Origin of the sequence: Aquibium sp. A9E412 (genome assembly GCF_030398335.1) — a bacterium.
In the GTDB taxonomy this organism is placed as follows: Bacteria; Pseudomonadota; Alphaproteobacteria; order Rhizobiales; family Rhizobiaceae; genus A9E412.
The window spans coordinates 13,103-30,324 of record NZ_JAOAOP010000022.1; the positions used below are offsets into that span (position 1 = coordinate 13,103).

The 17,222-nt window shown below is 72.6% G+C and carries 18 protein-coding genes; 11 read left to right on the forward strand and 7 right to left on the reverse strand.

What is annotated here, in order from left to right; genetic code table 11:
• Positions 1-3 precede the first annotated feature (3 nt).
• Positions 4-780: a DUF1217 domain-containing protein gene (locus N1F89_RS10270; protein ID WP_290083837.1), complete on the reverse strand. Its 777-nt coding sequence runs from the start codon at positions 778-780 to the stop codon at positions 4-6.
• A 147-nt stretch (positions 781-927) separates the two neighbouring features.
• On the opposite strand from N1F89_RS10270, the gene motA reads away from it, so the two are divergent.
• From motA to N1F89_RS10300, 6 genes are read left to right on the forward strand one after another with little or no spacing between them, the layout of a single operon-like run.
• Positions 928-1,815, forward strand: a complete 888-nt coding sequence (gene motA, locus N1F89_RS10275) for a flagellar motor stator protein MotA (protein WP_290083838.1) — start codon at positions 928-930, stop codon at positions 1,813-1,815.
• A gap of 39 nt (positions 1,816-1,854) precedes the next feature.
• On the forward strand, positions 1,855-2,790 hold the full coding sequence (locus N1F89_RS10280) for a FliM/FliN family flagellar motor switch protein (RefSeq protein WP_290083839.1): 936 nt from the start codon (positions 1,855-1,857) through the stop codon (positions 2,788-2,790).
• A gap of 30 nt (positions 2,791-2,820) precedes the next feature.
• The gene (gene fliN, locus N1F89_RS10285) at positions 2,821-3,207 is read left to right on the forward strand and encodes a flagellar motor switch protein FliN (RefSeq protein WP_290083840.1); all 387 of its coding nucleotides are present in this window, start codon (positions 2,821-2,823) and stop codon (positions 3,205-3,207) included.
• A 28-nt stretch (positions 3,208-3,235) separates the two neighbouring features.
• Complete coding sequence (locus N1F89_RS10290) at positions 3,236-4,246, forward strand: flagellar motor switch protein FliG (protein ID WP_290083841.1); 1,011 nt, start codon at positions 3,236-3,238, stop codon at positions 4,244-4,246.
• A 25-nt stretch (positions 4,247-4,271) separates the two neighbouring features.
• The gene (flhB, locus tag N1F89_RS10295) at positions 4,272-5,363 is read left to right on the forward strand and encodes a flagellar biosynthesis protein FlhB (RefSeq protein WP_290083842.1); all 1,092 of its coding nucleotides are present in this window, start codon (positions 4,272-4,274) and stop codon (positions 5,361-5,363) included.
• Positions 5,360-5,797 carry a hypothetical protein gene (locus N1F89_RS10300; protein WP_290083843.1) on the forward strand — a complete coding sequence of 146 codons (438 nt, stop codon included), beginning with the start codon at positions 5,360-5,362 and terminating at the stop codon, positions 5,795-5,797. The genes flhB and N1F89_RS10300 overlap by 4 nt, the downstream gene beginning before the upstream one ends.
• Before the next feature lie 19 nt (positions 5,798-5,816).
• On the opposite strand, the gene N1F89_RS10305 is transcribed toward N1F89_RS10300, so the two are convergent.
• The gene (locus tag N1F89_RS10305; RefSeq protein ID WP_290083844.1) at positions 5,817-6,539 is read right to left on the reverse strand and encodes a helix-turn-helix transcriptional regulator; all 723 of its coding nucleotides are present in this window, start codon (positions 6,537-6,539) and stop codon (positions 5,817-5,819) included.
• A gap of 2 nt (positions 6,540-6,541) precedes the next feature.
• Entirely contained in the window at positions 6,542-7,243 is a 702-nt protein-coding gene (locus N1F89_RS10310; protein WP_290083845.1) for a LuxR family transcriptional regulator, read from the reverse strand.
• Positions 7,244-7,818: 575 nt separating this feature from the next.
• On the opposite strand from N1F89_RS10310, the gene N1F89_RS10315 reads away from it, so the two are divergent.
• The 3 genes from N1F89_RS10315 to nagA all read left to right on the forward strand — a co-directional run bounded on the left by N1F89_RS10315 (position 7,819) and on the right by nagA (position 10,955).
• Positions 7,819-8,694, forward strand: a complete 876-nt coding sequence (locus tag N1F89_RS10315) for a BadF/BadG/BcrA/BcrD ATPase family protein (protein WP_290083846.1) — start codon at positions 7,819-7,821, stop codon at positions 8,692-8,694.
• A gap of 75 nt (positions 8,695-8,769) precedes the next feature.
• Complete coding sequence (locus N1F89_RS10320; RefSeq protein ID WP_290083847.1) at positions 8,770-9,804, forward strand: SIS domain-containing protein; 1,035 nt, start codon at positions 8,770-8,772, stop codon at positions 9,802-9,804.
• A complete protein-coding gene (gene nagA, locus N1F89_RS10325) occupies positions 9,801-10,955 on the forward strand; it encodes an N-acetylglucosamine-6-phosphate deacetylase (RefSeq protein ID WP_290083848.1) in 1,155 nt (384 codons plus the stop codon). Before N1F89_RS10320 ends, nagA begins: the two co-directional genes overlap by 4 nt.
• Positions 10,956-11,021: 66 nt before the next feature.
• Here the strand turns inward: nagA and maiA are convergent, their stop codons facing one another.
• Positions 11,022-11,666 (reverse strand): maleylacetoacetate isomerase, encoded by a 645-nt coding sequence (gene maiA / locus N1F89_RS10330; protein ID WP_290083849.1) that lies wholly within the window; start codon positions 11,664-11,666, stop codon positions 11,022-11,024.
• A 35-nt stretch (positions 11,667-11,701) separates the two neighbouring features.
• Complete coding sequence (locus tag N1F89_RS10335; protein ID WP_290083887.1) at positions 11,702-12,622, reverse strand: metallophosphoesterase; 921 nt, start codon at positions 12,620-12,622, stop codon at positions 11,702-11,704.
• A gap of 50 nt (positions 12,623-12,672) precedes the next feature.
• Here N1F89_RS10335 and N1F89_RS10340 point away from each other — a divergent pair, with 50 nt between their 5' ends.
• On the forward strand, positions 12,673-13,152 hold the full coding sequence (locus N1F89_RS10340; RefSeq protein ID WP_290083850.1) for an NUDIX domain-containing protein: 480 nt from the start codon (positions 12,673-12,675) through the stop codon (positions 13,150-13,152).
• A 7-nt stretch (positions 13,153-13,159) separates the two neighbouring features.
• Here the strand turns inward: N1F89_RS10340 and N1F89_RS10345 are convergent, their stop codons facing one another.
• On the reverse strand, positions 13,160-14,149 hold the full coding sequence (locus N1F89_RS10345) for a glutathione S-transferase family protein (RefSeq protein ID WP_290083851.1): 990 nt from the start codon (positions 14,147-14,149) through the stop codon (positions 13,160-13,162).
• A gap of 284 nt (positions 14,150-14,433) precedes the next feature.
• On the opposite strand from N1F89_RS10345, the gene N1F89_RS10350 reads away from it, so the two are divergent.
• Complete coding sequence (locus tag N1F89_RS10350) at positions 14,434-15,015, forward strand: N-acetyltransferase (protein ID WP_290083852.1); 582 nt, start codon at positions 14,434-14,436, stop codon at positions 15,013-15,015.
• Between the two features lie 143 nt (positions 15,016-15,158).
• Here the strand turns inward: N1F89_RS10350 and N1F89_RS10355 are convergent, their stop codons facing one another.
• Positions 15,159-17,222: a hypothetical protein gene (locus N1F89_RS10355; protein ID WP_290083853.1), complete on the reverse strand. Its 2,064-nt coding sequence runs from the start codon at positions 17,220-17,222 to the stop codon at positions 15,159-15,161.

Here is a 17,222-nt window from a genome sequence, read left to right on the forward strand (position 1 = left end):
TCGTCATCTCTTCATCTGCGCGATCGTCAGCAGCACGTCGGTCGACACGCCGAACTCGGCCGGCTGGCCGAACAGCGCCAGGATCGGCGACTGCGTGCCGGCGCTCGGGTTCGAGATCTCCCACAGGCTGGTGAAGCGGTTGAGAAGCTCGTCGACGGCCTCGGGGTCCTGGAAATCGGCGACGTCGAAGCGGTCCTGCATCAGCGCGACCTGCTTGTCGATGTCGGTCTGCGCGAAGGCGGGCGGGAAGCCGAGCGCGGTGCGCATGACCTGCGAGAGCGCCGGGTCGCCGAGCACCTCGTAGTAGCTGGTGATGTCGGCCGCCTTGCGGTCGAAGTAGAGCGCCAGCCGCACGCCCTCGTTCGTCTTGCCGGCATCCTCCTCCAGCGTCTGGCGCAGATACCTGTCGACGGTGCCCTGCTGCGTCTTCTCGAAGATGGTGGTGGCCTCGCCGTGGCGCGCGAAGTTGAAGGTGGCGACGAAGTCGCGGTAGCGCTTGTCGGTCAGCGAGTTGGCGAAGCTCTCGCGGTCGTCGATGCCGCCCTCCAGCGCCTTGACCATGAAGGCCTTGGCGTAGGCCATGTCGGCGAGCCCGTGCGCCTTCATCGCGTAGCGGAACAGCCGGTCGTCGCCGACCAGGTCGTCGATCGACTTCACGTTGCCGATGTTTTCCAGGTAGTAGGCGGTTTCGCGTTGGACCAGCGGCTGCGCCTCGATGCGGTCGATCGAGCGCGGCAGATCGCTGGCGATCAGCCGATAGCCGGTAAAGGTGTTGATCACGCGCCGCCTCCAGCCCTGGCATGGTCGCGGCGAGCCTAGCCGGGCTGCCTTGCGCGAGGCTGTCGCGCACGGCGCGGCGCGGACAAGCCTCGCACAAGCCACACGCGCTAGGTCGGATCAGGGACAAACTCGGCGAGGATTCCGGCCTTGGGCATTGTCATCGGACTGGTCGTCACGTTCGGCTGCGTGCTGGGCGGCTTCATGGCCATGGGCGGCCACCTCGACGTGCTGGTCCAGCCCTGGGAGCTGGTCATCATCGGCGGCTCGGCGCTCGGCACCTTCCTGGTCGCCAATCCGATGGCCACGGTGAAGGACACCGGAAAGGCCTGCATGGAGGCCTTCAAGCACGCGGTGCCCAAGGAGACCGAGTATCTCGAGACGCTCGGCGTGCTGCACAGCCTGATGCGCGAGCTGCGCACCAAGTCGCGCAGCGAGGTCGAGGCGCATATCGACAATCCGGAGGAATCGGCGATCTTCCAGGCCTATCCGACGGTGCTGTCGAACAACGACCTGACGCACTTCATCTGCGACTACTGCCGCATCATCATCATCGGCAACGCGCGGCCGTTCGAGATCGAGGCGCTGATGGACGAGGAGATCCAGACCATCAAGCGCGACAAGCTGAAGTCCTACCACGCGCTGGTCGCCATGTCGGAGGGCCTGCCGGCGCTCGGCATCGTCGCCGCCGTGCTCGGCGTCATCAAGGCGATGGGCGCGCTCGACCAGTCGCCCGAGGTGCTCGGCGCGCTGATCGGCGCGGCGCTGGTCGGCACCTTCCTCGGCATCTTCCTGTCCTATGCCGTGGTCGGGCCGATCGCCACCAAGATCAAGATCGTGCGCGAGAAGAAGAACCGGCTCTACGTCATCGTCAAGCAGACGCTGCTGGCCTACATGAACGGCTCGCTGCCGCAGGTGGCGCTCGAGTTCGGCCGCAAGACGATCTCCTCCTACGACCGGCCGACCATCGACGCCGTCGAGCAGAGCACGCTCAATCCCGGCGGCGCCGGCGGCGACGCCGAGAAGAAGGCGGCCTGAGCCATGCCGGCCCCGCACGCCAACGAAGCCGCCTGAGCGATGGCCGACGCCGCACGCCAGGACGCCAGCCGCCGCATCGTCGAGAGCCTGGTCGGCGCGACCGGCCATCCCGACCATGTGGTCGCGGCCGCGCGTGCCTGCGCGCTGCGCGCGCTCGAGGCGGTGGCCGACAGCCTCAACGACAAGCTCGCCTTTCCCGTGGCGCTCGAGGTCGAGACGGTCGAGGTGCGGCGGCTGGCGGAGGCCAAGCCCGCCGACGCCACCGGCGCGGCGATGATGGTGGCCGGCGCGGCCAACGCCAAGGACGCGCTCATCCTGGTGCTCGACGGCGCGACGCTGTCGCTGCTCGTCAACGCCTTCTTCGGCGGCGATGCGGACCAGGCGGCGCAGCCGATCGCGCGCGAGCCCTCGCCGATCGAGGCCGACGTGGCGGCGCTGGCGTTCGACAGCCTCGCCCGCGTCATCAACGGCGAGGGGCCGCGCGCCTTCGGGCTGCGCTTCCCGCTGCCGGCGCCGCTGACCGGCAAGGCGCTCGACAAGCAGGTGCTGCGCGACGGCCCGGGCGTGCGCGTGGTGTTCTCGCTCGCCACGCCGGGCGCGCGCGGCCAGCTCGAGATGTGGATGCCGCAGCGCGTGCTTCTGGAAAGCCGCGGCGACAACGCGCAGCCGGCGCCCGGGGACGAGAAGGCCGGGCGGCGCTGGCGCGAGCGCTTCAACGAGGAGGTGATGCGCTCGAAGGTGGGGCTCGAGGCGCGCGTGCCGCTCGATACCATGACGCTCGGCCAGGTCGCCGAGCTGGCCGTCGGCCAGGTGATCCCGCTGCCGGAGGGCGCGCAGGGCGAGACGCGGCTGGTGGCGCGCGGCAACACCGTCTTCGTGTGCGAGTTCGGCAAGCTCGGGCAGAACTACACCGTGCGCATCCGGCATCCCTTCGATGCCGGCAAGGAATTCATCGAGGGGCTGATGTCGGCCTGAGGGCCGGCGTCGGCACGCAAGGAGAGCATGATGGGCGAGCCTGAGGAAAAGCCCGGCGGGGCCGAGGAAGAGCAGCTCAACAAGGCGATCGAGGAGCTGCGCGACGCGCTGCACGAGGAAGGCGAGAGCAGCGCCGGCGAGGCGGCGCCGGCGGCCGCGCGCAACCGCAACGTCATCATGAACATTCCCGTCGAGGTGCAGATCATCCTGGGCAGCACCGAGATGCCGGTGTCGCAGCTCATGGCGCTGCAGAGCGGCTCGGTCGTCTCGCTCGACCGGCGCGTCGGCGAGCCGGTCGACGTGGTCGTCAACGGCCGGCGCATCGCCCGCGGCGAGATCACCGTGATGGAGAACGACGCCTCGCGCTTCGGCATCCGGCTGACGGAGATCGCCGGCGCCACGCCGCAGGGCGGCTGAGACCGGGCGCGGCGGCGAGAGGGGTGCAATGGCCGAGAAACTGACGCTGACCAGGCCGCAGAAGGCGGCGGCCATCCTGGTGGCGATGGGCAAGCCGGCCGCCGGGCGGCTTCTGAAGTTCTTCAAGCAGGACGAGCTCAAGGCGCTGATCGAGGCCGCCCGCGCGCTGCGCACGATCCCGCAGGCCGAGCTCGAGCGCATCGTCGGCGAGTTCGAGTCGGAGTTCGCCGAGGGCGCCGGCCTGCTCGATTCGGCCGACACCATGAACACGCTGCTCAACGAGGCGCTGCCGCCCGAGGAGGTCAACCTGCTGATGGGCCGCGGCGACGCCACGCTCGGCCAGGACAATGCCAAGCCGGTGTGGCCGGAGCTCGAGAAGCTCGACCCGGCGCGGCTCGCCGAGCTTCTGGCGCGCGAGCATCCGCAGACCATCGCGCTGATCCTCACCAAGCTCAGCTCGCAGCCCGCCGCCAACGTGCTGGTGGCGATGGGCAAGCCGCTGCGCGGCGAGGTGCTCAAGCGGATGATGACGGTCGGCCCGGTGGCGACCGCCGCGCGCCAGCTCATCGAGAGCCGCATGCGCGAGATCCTGCGCGCGGAGGCCGGCGGCAAGGACGTCTCGGCCGGCCAGACGCGCGTCGCCAACCTGCTCAACGAGCTGGAGAAGCAGCAGGTCGACGAGGTGATCCGCGATCTCGAGGAGGCCGGCTCGGACGACGTCGCGGCGATCCGGGCGCGGCTGTTCTCCTTCGAGGAGGTGCCGCTGCTCAGCCAGAAGGCGCGCGTGGCGCTGTTCGACGGCCAGGCGACCGACCAGGTGACGCTGGCGCTGCGCAACGCGCCGCCGGAGCTGGCCGAGGCGGTGCTCTCGGCGCTCGGCGCGCGCTCGCGGCGCATGATCGAGGCGGAGCTGGCCGGCGGCGCGGAGGGCGTGACGCCGGAAGACGTCAGCCGGGCGCGGCGCAGCATCGCGGCCGCCGCGGTGCGGCTCGCCCAGCAGGGCGTCTTCGAGCTGCCGGGCGCCCAGGCCGCCGCCTGAGCGCGGCGCGACGCGAAAGACCGTCATGTCCGAGGCACCCGACAAGGAAAGCAAGACAGAAGAGGCCACGGAGAAGAAGATCCGGGACACCATCGAGAAGGGCAAGCTGCCCTTCTCGAAGGAGCTGCCGGCCTTCGCCTCCTTCCTCGCGGCGCTCGCCTTCGCGCTGTTCTTCGCGCGCGAGAGCGTGATGCATCTGAGCGGCTTCCTGGCCATCTTCCTCGACCGGCCGGAGGCCTGGCCGCTGGAGACGCAGCACGACGCGATCGCGCTTTACCGCGTCGTCTTCATGGAGATCGCGCGCATCCTGCTCACGGTCATGGCGCTGCTCGTGCTGGCCGGCATCGTCGGCTCTTTGATGCAGAACACGCCGCGCTTCGTTCTCGACCGGGTGCAGCCGAAGCTGTCGCGCATCTCGCTCGGCCAGGGCTGGAAGCGGCTGTTCGGCGCGCAGGGCATGGTCGAGTTCGCCAAGTCGCTCGGCAAGCTGCTGGTCGTCGGCGGCTTCCTCGTCTTCGCGATGCGCGAGGCGCAGACGCGGCTGCTGGCCGGCATGGTCACGCCGCCGGCCGCCTTCACGCTGGTCATCCGCGACATCGCGGTCGAGATCCTGGTGGCGGTGACCTTCGTGATGGCGCTGATCGCGACGGCCGACTTCTTCTGGTCGCGCCATCACTGGCGCCAGGACCTGCGCATGACGCGCCAGGAGGTCAAGGACGAGCAGAAGCAGACCGACGGCGACCCGATCGTCAAGGCGAGGCTGCGCTCGCTGGCGCGCGACCGGGCGCGCAAGCGCATGATTTCGGCGGTGCCGCAGGCCACGCTGGTGATCGCCAACCCGACGCACTTCGCCATTGCGCTGCGCTACCGGCGCGACAAGGACGCCGCGCCCGTCGTCGTGGCCAAGGGGCAGGACCTGGTGGCGCTGCGCATCCGCGAGATCGCGCGGGCGCACAACGTGCCGGTGTTCGAGGAGCCGGTGCTCGCCCGCTCCATGTACAAACAAGTTTCGGTCGATAGCATGATCCCGCCTCAGTTCTACAAGGCGGTCGCCGAGCTCGTCCGCCTCGTCTACCGCGCGGGGGCGCAACCGTCAGGAGTCAGGGCCAGTTCATGATCCGGCAGCCGTATTCCGCCGCCCGCGAGGCGATCGTCGCCAACGCCATCCGCGAGGTGGCGAACGAGCTCAGGCTCGTCGACGTGGCCGACTATGTCGCCTTCATCAAGCTGGAGAGCATGGCCAGCATCGCCGACATCGTGGAATCGGCGGCCGAGCTCTACTTCATGCCCGGCACGCTGCGGCTCGGCCATGGCGGCGAGGCCGAGGTGCACTGGTCGGGCAGCCCGCGCATCGTGCTCGACCTCGAGCTGCGGCCGTCCGGCGCCACGGTCTACTTCACGCTCGCCCTGCAGGACCGGCACGCCTCCGTCGAGGTCAACTACGTCGCCTTCGACGAGCCGTCCGACGATCCGGAGGCGAACTCCGCGCTGCTCGAGCGGGCGCTGTTCGACGCGCGCATCCGCAAGTCGCTGCCGGCGGCGGCCGAATAGCGCGTCCGTTCCGGCCGGCTCAGTCGATCAGGCCGGCGCGCAGCGCCTTGGCCACGGCATGCACGCGGTTGACCGCGTTGAGCTTCTGCGTCGTGTTGGCGAGATACTGGTTGGCGGTGTGGACCGACAGGCCGAGGCGCTGGGCGATCTCCTCGCTGGTGTGGCCGTTGGCCGTCATCTTCAGGCATTCGCGCTCGCGCTTCGACATGTCGGGCGCGGCGCCGTCCTCGGCCGGGCGCAGCCCGGCGACGACGGCGAACAGCCCGTGGCAGGCGGCATGCAGGTCGAACAGCGCGTCGGGCGCAAGCCGCAGCGCCGCACCGCAGAACACGACGACGCCGGGCCGGCCGCGTTCTGTCGACAGCGGCAGCGCGAAGCCGGGCGTGGCGGCCGCCGTCTCGACCGTCTCGCTCCATCCCGCGAGCGCCGGCACGGCCGCCCGCGGCGCGGCGCCGGCCCAGGCGAGCGGCGTGCCGGCGAGGATCGCCTGCTGGCCGAAGCGCCGCGGCAGCCGCGCGGGCAGGGTGCGGCTCAGCTCGCTGAGGCCGGGATAGTCGGAATCCATCGCCGGCAGCAGCCGGCCGCCTTCGGCCAGCGGTCCGAGCAGGAACAGCGCGAACGCGTCCGCGCCGATGCCGGCGGCGAGCCGGCGGAACCGGCGGGCGATGTCGGGCAGCGTGTGGAAGCTCGGCGCCGCCGCATCGGCGGGCGCCGCGCCGGGCGGCTCGGAACGCTGCGTCACCGTCACACGATTCCGCGGCGGATGGCGCCGGCGATCGCCATCGCCCGGTTGCGCGCGGCGAGCTTGTGGATGGCGTGCGCCACGTAGCTGTTCACGGTGTTCGCCGAGACGGCGAGGATGACGGCGACCTCGGCCGTCGTCTTGCCCTCGGCCACCCAGAACAGGCATTCGCGCTCGCGCTCCGACAAAGGGTCGTCGTCGGGACCGGGCCGCGCGGCGGCGAGCCGGGCCAGCGCATAGCCGCAGGCGATCTGGCCGCGCGCCACCGCATCGACGTCGATCGCGCCGGCGCAGGGGGCCGACAGCAGCGCCAGGTGGCGCTGGCGCCCGGCGCGCACCTTGAGCGCGAAGACCTCGCCATGGCCGTGCTCGGCGAGCCGGCGCAGCGGCGCGTGGCCGGTCATCGCCGCCAGCGCCTGCGGCTGCCAGCCGCGCGGCCGGCTGCCGGGAAAGGTCGCCACCGGGCTGTCGGCGAGCCGCGCCAGCGCCTCGGTGCCGACGTCCTGGATGGTGTCGAAGGGCCAGTTGGAGACCACGATGCGCGGCGCCTCGCCGCCCTGGGCGGGCACGATGTCGAGCACCATGTGCCAGGCGGCGGCGGCGCGCGCGCAGACCGCGCGCATCAGCGCGGCGAAGTCGCGCCGGCTGGCGACCTGCGGCACGAGCGCGGCGTCGTCGCGGTCGATCGTGGTGGCGATCGTCATGGCTGTCGGTCCGCCGGTTGCGATGCGCGCTCCGCCGGCCGGCGGGCGCACACGCCCACCGTCCTGCCGCCGGCCGGGCCGGCGCGGGATCGCGCTTTCCGTTGTCTCGTCTACGCAAACACGCCGCCGCGCCCGGCCCGCCGAAGGGCTCGTCGCGGCGCATACCCGCGGCGGGAAAAGGCCCTCGAAACGATGCCGTCGGGCGGCACTGCCGCCCCTGTCTCCCCGTCCGCGATTCCATTGCTACGTAACCGATTGATTCGCGTCAAGAATCCTTGCGGGCTTCCAGCCCCGTCCGAGCGGCAGGAGCGCCGCCGGCGGCAGGCGGCCTGCCGGCCCGGGCGTGCGAAAGCGCCGGAAATCAGCGGCTTGCCGGATCTCGAGCGGTTCGGCTCCGCCGGAGGCGGCAGCGACGGGCGGGCGGAGCCGTGCGCCCGTTCCGCGGAATTGACGGTCCGCGGCCGGGCGACTATTCCGGCCTTCTTGTCGGAGGATTGACCGGGCCGGGCCGGAGCGACCCGGCCGTCCGGCGCAGGAAAGGTCCCGATTTGGCATCAGCGGTCCGCCGAGCGGCCATGCCCTATGTGCTTGCCGTCGACGGCGGCGGCACGGGCTGTCGTGCGCTGGTCGCCGCGGCGGCGGGCGGGCCGGCGCTCGGCCGCGGCGAGGGCGGGGCGGCGAACATCGTCACCGATCCCGACGGCGCGCTGGCGAGCATCGAGGCCGCGGCCCGCGCGGCGCTCGCGGCGGCCGGCCTGCCGCCGGCCACCCTTGCCGAGGCGGGCGCGGTGCTCGGCCTCGCCGGCGCCAACATCGCCGACCACGGCGCGCGGCTGGCGCGCCGGCTGCCCTTCGCCGCCGCGCAGGTGGAGACCGACGCCGCCGTGGCGCTTGCCGGCGCGCTCGGCGCGCATGACGGCGGCATCGCCATTCTCGGCACCGGCTCGGCCTTTCTGGCGCGCCGGCAGGGCCGGCTGCACGCCGTCGGCGGCTGGGGCTTCGTGGTCGGCGACCAGGGCAGCGGCGCGCGGCTCGGCCGCGCGCTCTTCGAGGAGACGCTGCTCGCCCATGACCGCGTGCGCGCCGGCTCGCCGCTGACCGAAGCGGTGCTGTCGGAATTCGGCGGCGATCCGCACGCGCTGGTCGACTTCGCGCAGGCCGCACGGCCGGGCGACTTCGCCCGCTATGCGCCGCGGCTGTTCGCGGCCGAAGCGGCGGGCGACCGGGTGGCGGCCGACCTTCTGGGCGAGGCGGTCGGGCGCATCGAGGCCGCGCTCGCCGCGCTGATGCCGGACGACGAGGGACGGCTTTGCCTGCTCGGCGGCCTGGCGCCACTCTATGCGCCGCGCCTGGGGGACACCTGGCGGGCCCGGCTGGCCGCACCGGCCGGCGACGCGCTCGACGGCGCCTTGGCGCTCGCCCGGCGGCGCTACGGGGGCGGCGGTGGCTGAGGCGGCCGTCGCGGGTGCCCGCGACGGCCCGGCGGGCTTGCGGCCGGGCGCGGGGCAAACCTTGCGGGAGGGGGAATGAGCGACCACGACGACAGCTTCATGCGGCGCGAGATCGACGCCATTCCGGGCGCCGTGGCGCGGCTGCTCGAGGAGGGGGCGGACGAGCTCGCCGCGGCCGGCCGTGCGCTGGCGGCGCGCGATCCCTCGGTGCTCGTCACCGTGGCGCGCGGCTCGTCCGACCACGCCGCCGCCTTCCTGAAATACGCCGTCGAGCTCGTCGCCGGCATCCCGGTCGCCTCGGTCGGGCCGTCGGTCGCCTCCGTCTACGGCGCGCGCATGCGGCTCGACGACGCCGCCTGTCTGGCGATCTCGCAGTCGGGCCGCAGCCCCGACATCGTCGACATGGCGCGGCTGGCGCGCGCCTCGGGCGCGCTGTCGCTGGCGCTGACCAACACGCCGGGCTCGCCGCTCGCGGCGGCCTGCGACCGCGCCATCGACATCCGCGCCGGCGCGGAGCGCAGCGTCGCGGCGACCAAGACCTTCGTCAATTCCGCGGTGGCCGGGCTGGCGCTGCTCGCCGCCTGGCGCAACGACGCGCGGCTGGCCGAGGCGCTCGACGCCCTGCCGGGACATCTGGAGCGCGCGCTCGATGCCGACTGGACGGCGCTCGCCGACGCGCTGGCCGGCGACGGCTCGGTGTTCATCCTCGGCCGCGGCCCCGCCTTCGCCATCGCCGAGGAGGCGGCGCTCAAGTTCAAGGAGACCTGCCAGCTGCACGCCGAGGCCTACAGCGCGGCCGAGGTGATGCACGGACCGGTCTCGCTGGTCGGCGCCGGCTTCCCGGTGCTGGTGCTGGCCGCGCGCGACGCGGCCGAGGCGGCGACCGTGGCGACCGCCGAGGCGCTGGCGGACAAGGGGGCGCGGGTCTTCGTCACCGCGGCTGGCGGCGGGCGGGCGAGGCGGCTCGGCTTCGCCGCCACCGGCCACCCGCTGACCGATCCGCTGGCGCTGATCGTCGCCTTCTACGGCTTCGTCGAGCGCTTCGCGCGGTCGACCGGCCACGACCCGGACCGGCCGGTGCATCTGAGAAAGGTGACCGAGACGCGATGACGGCCGATCTCGCCCTGACCGGCGCGCGCATCTTCGACGGCGCCGACTGGCACGTCGGGCACACGTTGCTCGTCGCCGGCGGCCGGATCGCGGCGCTGGTGCCCGACGGCGCGGTCGACGCGGCGACGCCGCGCAGCCGGCTCGACGGCGGCCTGCTGGTGCCGGGCTTCGTCGATCTGCAGGTCAATGGCGGCGGCGGCGTGCAGTTCAACCAGGAGCCGACCGGCGAGACGCTCGCCACGATCTGCCGCGCCCATGCCCGCCTCGGCACCACGGCGCTGCTGGCGACGCTGATCACCGACACGCCGGCCGTCGGGCAGGCCGCGCTCGCCGCCGGCCGGGCGGCCGCCGCGGCCGGCCTGCCGGGCTTCCTCGGGCTGCATCTGGAAGGCCCGCATCTGGCGGTGGCGCGCAAGGGCGCGCACGACGCCGCCCTCATCCGGCCGCTCGCCGCCGCCGACGCCGAGGCGCTGGCGGCCGCGCGCCGGGGGCTGCCGGCGCTGCTCGTCACCGTGGCACCGGAGGCCGCGCCGGCCGCCCTGATCGCACGGCTGGCAAAGGCCGGCGTGACCGTCAGCCTCGGCCATTCCGACGCCGACTACGCGGCGGCGGAAGCGGCCATCGCGGCCGGCGCGACGATGGTCACGCATCTCTTCAACGCGATGAGCCCGCTCGGCCACCGCGCGCCCGGCATGGTCGGCGCGGCGCTGGAGAGCGGCGCCGTCTCGGCCGGGCTGATCGCCGACGGCATCCATGTCGACCGCCACGCCATCGCCATCGCCGTGCGCGCAAAGCGCGGTCCGGGCCGGCTGTTCCTGGTCAGCGACGCGATGGCGACGCTCGGCACCGACCTTGCCGGCTTCACGCTCAACGGCCGCGCCGTGCGGCGCGCCGGCGGCCGGCTGACGCTGGCCGACGGCACGCTGGCCGGCGCCGACCTCGACCTGCTGTCGGCGGTGCGCTTCATGCATCGCGAGGTCGGGCTGGCGCTCGACGAGGCGCTGCGCATGGCCGCGCTCTATCCCGCTCAGGCGATCGGCCTGGCGCCGCGCCTCGGCCGGCTGGCACCCGGCTCGGCCGCCTCGATGGTGCATCTGTCGGACGACCTGGCGCTGCGCGCGGCGTGGGTGGCGGGCCGGCCGGTCGACTGAGCCGACGGCGCGCGGCCGCAATGCATGTCACCGATCTGGCGAGCGCGTCCGCCTTGCCGGCAGCGCTCAGCCGGCGTCGGCCTGCGCCTCGGGCGCGGCCTCGCGGAAGGCGGGCAGGTCGCGCGCCGCCGCGTCGATGCGCGTCAGCGTCGGATAGGCGTCGAGCGGGCAGTCGAAGCGGCGCGCATTGTAGAGCTGCGGCACCAGGAAGGCGTCGGCCAGCGTCGGCCGGTCGCCGCAGACATAGCGCCCGGCAAGGCCGGAGCGCGCGACATAACCTTCCAGCGCGGTCAGACCCTCGGCGATCCAGTGGCGGTACCAGGCGGTCCTGTCGGCCTCGCCATGGCCGAGCGGCCCGGTCAGATAGGCGAGCACGCGCAGATTGTTGAGCGGATGGATCTCGCAGGCGATGGTGGCCATCACCGCGCGCACATAGGCGCGCGCCAGCGGCGCGCCGGGCAGCAGCGGCGGCTCGCGATGGGCCTCCTCGAGATACTCGCAGATCGCCGTCGACTGGATCAGCACCGCGCCGTCGGTCTCCAGCGCCGGCACCAGGCCGTGCGGATTGACGGCGCGGTAGGCGGGCGCGTTCTGCTCGCCGCCGCCGCGCACCAGGTGCACCGGCACGGCCTGCCAGGCCAGGCCCTTCAGCGCCAGCACGATGCGCACGCGATAGGCGGCGGAGGAGCGGAAATAGGTGTGCAGCTTCATCGGCGGGCGTCCTCCGGTGTCGGCATCGCGGCGGTTCAGGCCGGGACGCGGTCGCCGGTCACCAGCATCTGGCGCGACAGCTCGCCGATCTCGGGGTCCTTGCCGGTGCTGCCGCGACGCGTCAGGCCGACCTGCCAGGCGCCGGGCTCGCCGACGATCTCGAACAGGTTGTAGTGCGCGGCCGGCTTCTTGCTGCCATGCGACTGGCCGGCCGCGGCGACGCCGACCACCGGCACGCTGGCGTCCTTGCCGTCGATCCAGTGCACGGTGGCACGGTGCGTGTGGCCGTGCAGCACGAGCTCGGCGCCGTGCGCGCGCAGCACGCGCTGGAAGCGGCCGATGCCGTAGAGCCGCTTGTGCGTGGCGGTGGCGCTGCGCACCGGCGGATGGTGGATCATCACGACGCGGAACAGGCCGCGCCGGCCGGCCTCGTCGAGCATGGCGGCGAGGCGGCGCGCCTGGCGCTCCTCGAAGAAGCCGCTCGCCATGAAGGGGCCGGTCGCGCGCGCCGACGACACGCCGATCAGCGCCAGCGGGCCGCGCTCGCGCAGGAAGGGAAAGCCGCGCCGGTCGACCGGGCCGTGCGCCCCGTCGCCGCGCATCCACGCGCCCCAGGCGCGGCACACCCGGTCGAGCGCGCCCGGTACATAGGCGTCGTGGTTGCCGGGCACCACCGAGACCGTGTCCGGCGTGCCGAGCCCTTCGAGCCACAGCCGCGCCATCTCGATCTCCGCCTTGAGCGCCAGGTTCACCAGGTCGCCGGTCAGCGCGATGTGGTCCGGATCGACCGCCAGCATGTCCTCGGTGATGCGGTCGATGATGCCGTGGTCGAGATGGACGCGGCGCGAGCGGTGCCAGTTGATGTAGCCGGTGATGCGCTTGGAGGCGAGATCGCGATAGGTTACATCGGGCAGCGGGCCGAGATGGATGTCTGAGAAATGGGCAAGCCGGAACATGGCTTTTTTGTAGGACACGCGCGCGCCCCTTTCCAGCCCCGGCGCATGCCATGAGCGGTGCGCAGGGCGGCGGGCCGCGGCTTCGCGTGCGGCTGTTCCACGCCTGGTTCCTGCTGCGCCGGCCGATGACGCTCGGCGCCCGCGCCGTCGTGCACGACACGCGCGCGAACGCCGTCTTCCTGGTGCGCCACACCTATGTGCCGGGCTGGCAGTTTCCCGGCGGCGGCGTCGAGCCCGGCGAGACGATGGCCGAGGCGCTCGAGCGCGAGCTGATGGAGGAGGGCAACATCGCCCTCACCGCGCCGCCGCGCCTCGTGTCGATGCATCTCAACCGCAATGCCAGCCGGCGCGATCACGTGGCGCTCTACCTCGCCACCGCCTTCCGCCAAAAGGCGCCGCGCGCGCCCGATGCCGAGATCGCCGAATGCGGCTTCTTCGCCCTCGACCGCCTGCCCGAGGGCACGACGCCGGCCACGCACCGGCGTCTCGCGGAGCTGTTTCACGGGGCGTCCGTCTCGCCCCACTGGTAGCCGCCGCTCAGGCCGCCTTGCGGAAACGGTCGCGGTCGTGCGGCGCGTCGTAGTCGAGCGCGGGGCCGAGCGGCACGATGCGCGTCGGGTTCACCGTCTCGTGGCTGCCGTAATAGTGCGCCTTGATGTGGTGCATGTTCACCGTCTCGGCGACGCCCGGCACCTGGTAGAGCTCGCGCAGATAGTTCGACAGGTTGGGGAAGTCGGCGATGCGCTGGCGGTTGCACTTGAAGTGGCCGTAATAGACCGGATCGAAGCGCACCAGCGTGGTGAACAGCCGCCAGTCGGCCTCCGTCAGCCGCTCGCCGACCAGATAGCGCTGCGCGTCGAGCCGCGCCTCGACTGTGTCGAGCGCGTCGAACAGCTCGCGGTAGGCCTCCTCGTAGGCCTCCTGGGTGGTGGCGAAGCCGGTGCGGTAGACACCGTTGTTGATCGCCGGATAGACCAGCGCGTTGATCGCGTCGATCTCCCCGCGCAGCGCTTGCGGGTAGAGGTCGAGGCCGGCGTCGCCCCAGGCGTCGAAGGCCTCGTTGAGCATGCGGACGATCTCGGCCGACTCGTTGGAGACGATCGTCTCGGTCTTGCGGTCCCACAGCACCGGCACCGTCACGCGGCCGGAATAGGACGGGTCGGCCCGGGTGTAGAGCTGGTGCAGGTACTGCAGGCCGTAGAGCTCGTCGCCGGTGGCGCCGTCCTCGGCCAGGAAGGTCCAGCCGTTCTCGCCCATGAAGTGGTGCACGACGGAGACCGAGATGACGTCCTCGAGCTTCTTGAGCTTGCGCAGGATCAGCGTGCGGTGCGCCCAGGGGCAGGCGAGCGAGACGTAGAGGTGGTAGCGTCCGGGCTCGGCCGGAAAGCCGGTCTGGCCGTCGGGTCCCGGCGCGCCGTCGCGGGTGATCCAGTTGCGGAACTGCGAGGCGGAGCGCTCGAAGCGTCCGCCGGATTTGTTCGTGTCGTACCACTTGTCGTGCCACACGCCGTCGACTAGCAGGCCCATCGTGCGCTCTCCTTGGTTGCGAGACTCCATGTAGGTCGGGCGCCGCGCAGGCCAAACGCCGCGGCCGGTGAACGGTGCGTCACGCCGACGGGCGGCGGCGCCACAAGCGGATGGACGGCAGCCGCGAATGGTGCTAGCGGAGACGGCAAGGAGACCGACTGCCATGCTCAAGAGGCTTTTCGCGCGACGACGACAGGGCTGACGGCGCCACAGGCGCCGCCGCGATGCGCCCGGGCCGCGCGCCCGTGCAGACCCCTTCGTCCCGCTGCGAGCGAGCCCACGACATGAGCCTGAACGAGATCGCCTTCCGGCCGGAAGACCCGGCGCACGACCCCGCCATCGAGATCATCAACGAAGAAGCCTTCGGGCCGGGCCGCTTCGCGCGCGCCGCCTACCGCATCCGCGAGGGCGGGCCGCACGAGCGGGCGCTGTCCTTCGTCGCGCTGGACGGCGCGGCGGTGATCGGCTCGGTGCGGCTGACGCGGGTGGCGGCCGGCGGCGGGCGGGCGCTCTTGCTCGGGCCGCTGGCGGTGCGGCCGGCCTACAAGAACCGCGGCATCGGCAAGAAGCTGGTGGCGATCGCCGTCGAGGCGGCCCGCCGGGCCGGCGCCGGCGTGGTGCTGCTCGTCGGCGATGCGCCGTATTATGGTCCGCTCGGCTTCCGCCAGGTGCCGCCCGGCCGGCTCGCCATGCCGCGGCCGGTCGATCCCGACCGTCTGCTGGCGGCCGAGCTGCGGGCCGGCGCGCTGGCGGCGCTGTCGGGCGCGGTCATGCATGCCGACCTCGCAGCAGCGGCCGCGCCGGCGAGCGCGCGAGAGGGCGAGGCTGAGGCGGCCGAGCCGCGCGTCGCGGCCGCACGCCGCTAGCGCCGTTCTGCGTTTCACGGAATCGCAGATCGGCTCTAACGCATTGTTTTCACGCGTTTGCGAACGGCGAACCGCCTCCCACTTCGCCTGGAAACGCTATGGAGCCGCCGCCGAAGCCGGTTGCCGCTTCGCCCGGAGCCGCTTCAGCGGCCCTCGCGGAACCAGGTGGAGCCGAGCGCCAGCAGCAGCAGGCCGAGGCCGAGGAAGCCGGCGAACAGCGGCACGCGGCGCACCGATTTCAGCACGCTGTCGTCGGTGCTCTTCAGGCCGATCCAGTCGCGCCCGGCCGCATCGCCGCCGCGCACCGGCACGATGCCGGGCAGGTCGAGGCCGCCGCCCTCGGCGACCCGCCGCACGCTGCCGCCGGACGCTTCGGCGACGCCGCGCAGCCGCTCGGTCGTCGAGACGGTGTCGGCGAACTCCGGCGCGTTGACCGGCCCGACATGGGCGAGCACCGACAGCTCGCCGTTGGCGACCTGGTAGAGGCCGATCTCGTCGGTCTCCACCGCGCCTTCGAAGATGCCCGGTTCGCTCTCGGCGAGCGGCACCTCGAAGCGCTCGCCCGACGGCGCGATGACGGTCGCCGGATCGGTCTCGTCGGCCATCGTCTGGCGGCGCACGGTGAGCGTCATGCCGCTGCCTTCCGCCGTCAGCCGCTCCTCCTCGAGGTCCGGCTCCTTCATCAGCCAGTGGGCGATGCGGCGGTAGAGCTGGACGTGCGGGCCGCCGCCCTCGTAGCCGCGCGCCCACAGCCAGCCCTGGTCGGACAGGAACATGCCGACGCGGCCCTCGCCCTGGCGCTTGAGCAGCAGCAGCGGCCGCTCGTCGGGCCCCTGCATGACGACCTGGCCGTCGGGCCGCTCGACGCCGATCAGCCGGAACCAGCGGCTCCAGCGCGGCGGCTCGCTGGCCGAGCCGTCGAGCCCGCGGGTCACCGGATGCCGCTCGCCGCGCTCGGTCAGGCGCGGGAAGAAGCCCTGCTCGAGCACGTCGCCGGTGGGCAGCGCCGGCAGCGCGCCGATCAGCGGCGTGTGGGCGATCGACTGGTTGCCGGCATATTCCGGCCCGGCGGCGACCAGAAGCGCGCCGCCGTTTTCCACATACTCGGCGATGTAGTCGTAATAGAGGATCGGCAGCACGTCGCGGTGCTGGTAGCGGTCGAAGATGATGAGGTCGAAATCGTCGATCTTCTCGACGAACAGCTCGCGCGTCGGGAAGGCGATCAGCGACAGCTCGTTGATCGGCGTGCCGTCCTGCTTTTCCGGCGGCCGCAGGATGGTGAAGTGGACGAGGTCGACGGAGGCGTCGGACTTCAGGAGGTTGCGCCAGGTGCGCTCGCCGGCATGCGGCTCGCCCGAGACGAGCAGCACGCGCAGGTTCTCGCGGATGCCGTCGACCAGCGCGATGGTGCGGTTGTTGGCGGTGGTCAGCTCGCCGTCCTCGGGCTCGATGGCGAGCTCGACGATGTTGCGTCCGGCATTGGGGATGACCACGTCGATCGGCATCTCGCGGCCGACCGGGACATCCTCCACCGAGACCGGCTCGCCGTTGACCGACAGGCGCACGGTGGCGCTGCCGCGCCGGTCGTCCTCGGCGAGCACGCGGTAGGTCATCTCCAGCGGCTTGCCGACGATGCCGAAGCGCGGCGCGCGCTCGAAGCGGATGCGCCGGTCGCGCTCGTCCTCCGCGCCGGTGACCAGCGCGTGCAGCGGCGCCGACAGGCCGGCGGCCGACTGCGGCACGTCGTGCACCTGGCCGTCGGTGACCATCACCGCGCCGCCGACGCGCGAGGGCGGCACGTCGCGGAAGGCGTTGTCGAGCGCGTCGAACAGCCGCGTCTCGGTGCGCTCGTCGGCGGCGTCGGCGGTGCCCGCCTCGATCACCCGTACGTCGAACTGCGGAAAGCGCTCGAGCCGCTGCTTCAGCGCCTCGAGCGCCCGGTCGGTCTCGGCCCGGCGCTCGCCGATCTCCTGGCTCTGGCTGCGGTCGGCGATCAGCGCCACGACGCTCTTCAGCGGCTCGCGCTCCTCGTCGAGCAGCACCGGGTTGGCGAGCGCGACGGCGAGGGCCGCCAGCGCCGCGATGCGCAGCAGCGCGCCGCGCCGGCGCAGCCACAGGCCGGCCAGCGCCAGCAGGAGCACCGGCACCAGCAACAGGCCGAGCAGCGGCCAGGCGATCAGCGGCTCGAAGCTCAGCGACCAGTTCAT

What these genes read in the sequence shown, in the direction of transcription:
- nagA (WP_290083848.1), top strand. Translation starts at nt 9,801, where the DNA reads ATGACGGCCGATCTCGCCCTGACCGGCGCGCGCATCTTCGACGGCGCC.
- fliN (WP_290083840.1), top strand. Translation starts at nt 2,821, where the DNA reads ATGGGCGAGCCTGAGGAAAAGCCCGGCGGGGCCGAGGAAGAGCAGCTC.
- N1F89_RS10355 (WP_290083853.1), bottom strand. Translation starts at nt 17,222, where the DNA reads ATGAACTGGTCGCTGAGCTTCGAGCCGCTGATCGCCTGGCCGCTGCTC.
- N1F89_RS10280 (WP_290083839.1), top strand. Translation starts at nt 1,855, where the DNA reads ATGGCCGACGCCGCACGCCAGGACGCCAGCCGCCGCATCGTCGAGAGC.
- N1F89_RS10340 (WP_290083850.1), top strand. Translation starts at nt 12,673, where the DNA reads ATGAGCGGTGCGCAGGGCGGCGGGCCGCGGCTTCGCGTGCGGCTGTTC.
- N1F89_RS10310 (WP_290083845.1), bottom strand. Translation starts at nt 7,243, where the DNA reads ATGACGATCGCCACCACGATCGACCGCGACGACGCCGCGCTCGTGCCG.
- N1F89_RS10335 (WP_290083887.1), bottom strand. Translation starts at nt 12,622, where the DNA reads ATGTTCCGGCTTGCCCATTTCTCAGACATCCATCTCGGCCCGCTGCCC.
- N1F89_RS10350 (WP_290083852.1), top strand. Translation starts at nt 14,434, where the DNA reads ATGAGCCTGAACGAGATCGCCTTCCGGCCGGAAGACCCGGCGCACGAC.
- N1F89_RS10345 (WP_290083851.1), bottom strand. Translation starts at nt 14,149, where the DNA reads ATGGGCCTGCTAGTCGACGGCGTGTGGCACGACAAGTGGTACGACACG.
- N1F89_RS10315 (WP_290083846.1), top strand. Translation starts at nt 7,819, where the DNA reads ATGCCCTATGTGCTTGCCGTCGACGGCGGCGGCACGGGCTGTCGTGCG.
- N1F89_RS10300 (WP_290083843.1), top strand. Translation starts at nt 5,360, where the DNA reads ATGATCCGGCAGCCGTATTCCGCCGCCCGCGAGGCGATCGTCGCCAAC.
- flhB (WP_290083842.1), top strand. Translation starts at nt 4,272, where the DNA reads ATGTCCGAGGCACCCGACAAGGAAAGCAAGACAGAAGAGGCCACGGAG.
- N1F89_RS10320 (WP_290083847.1), top strand. Translation starts at nt 8,770, where the DNA reads ATGAGCGACCACGACGACAGCTTCATGCGGCGCGAGATCGACGCCATT.
- maiA (WP_290083849.1), bottom strand. Translation starts at nt 11,666, where the DNA reads ATGAAGCTGCACACCTATTTCCGCTCCTCCGCCGCCTATCGCGTGCGC.
- N1F89_RS10290 (WP_290083841.1), top strand. Translation starts at nt 3,236, where the DNA reads ATGGCCGAGAAACTGACGCTGACCAGGCCGCAGAAGGCGGCGGCCATC.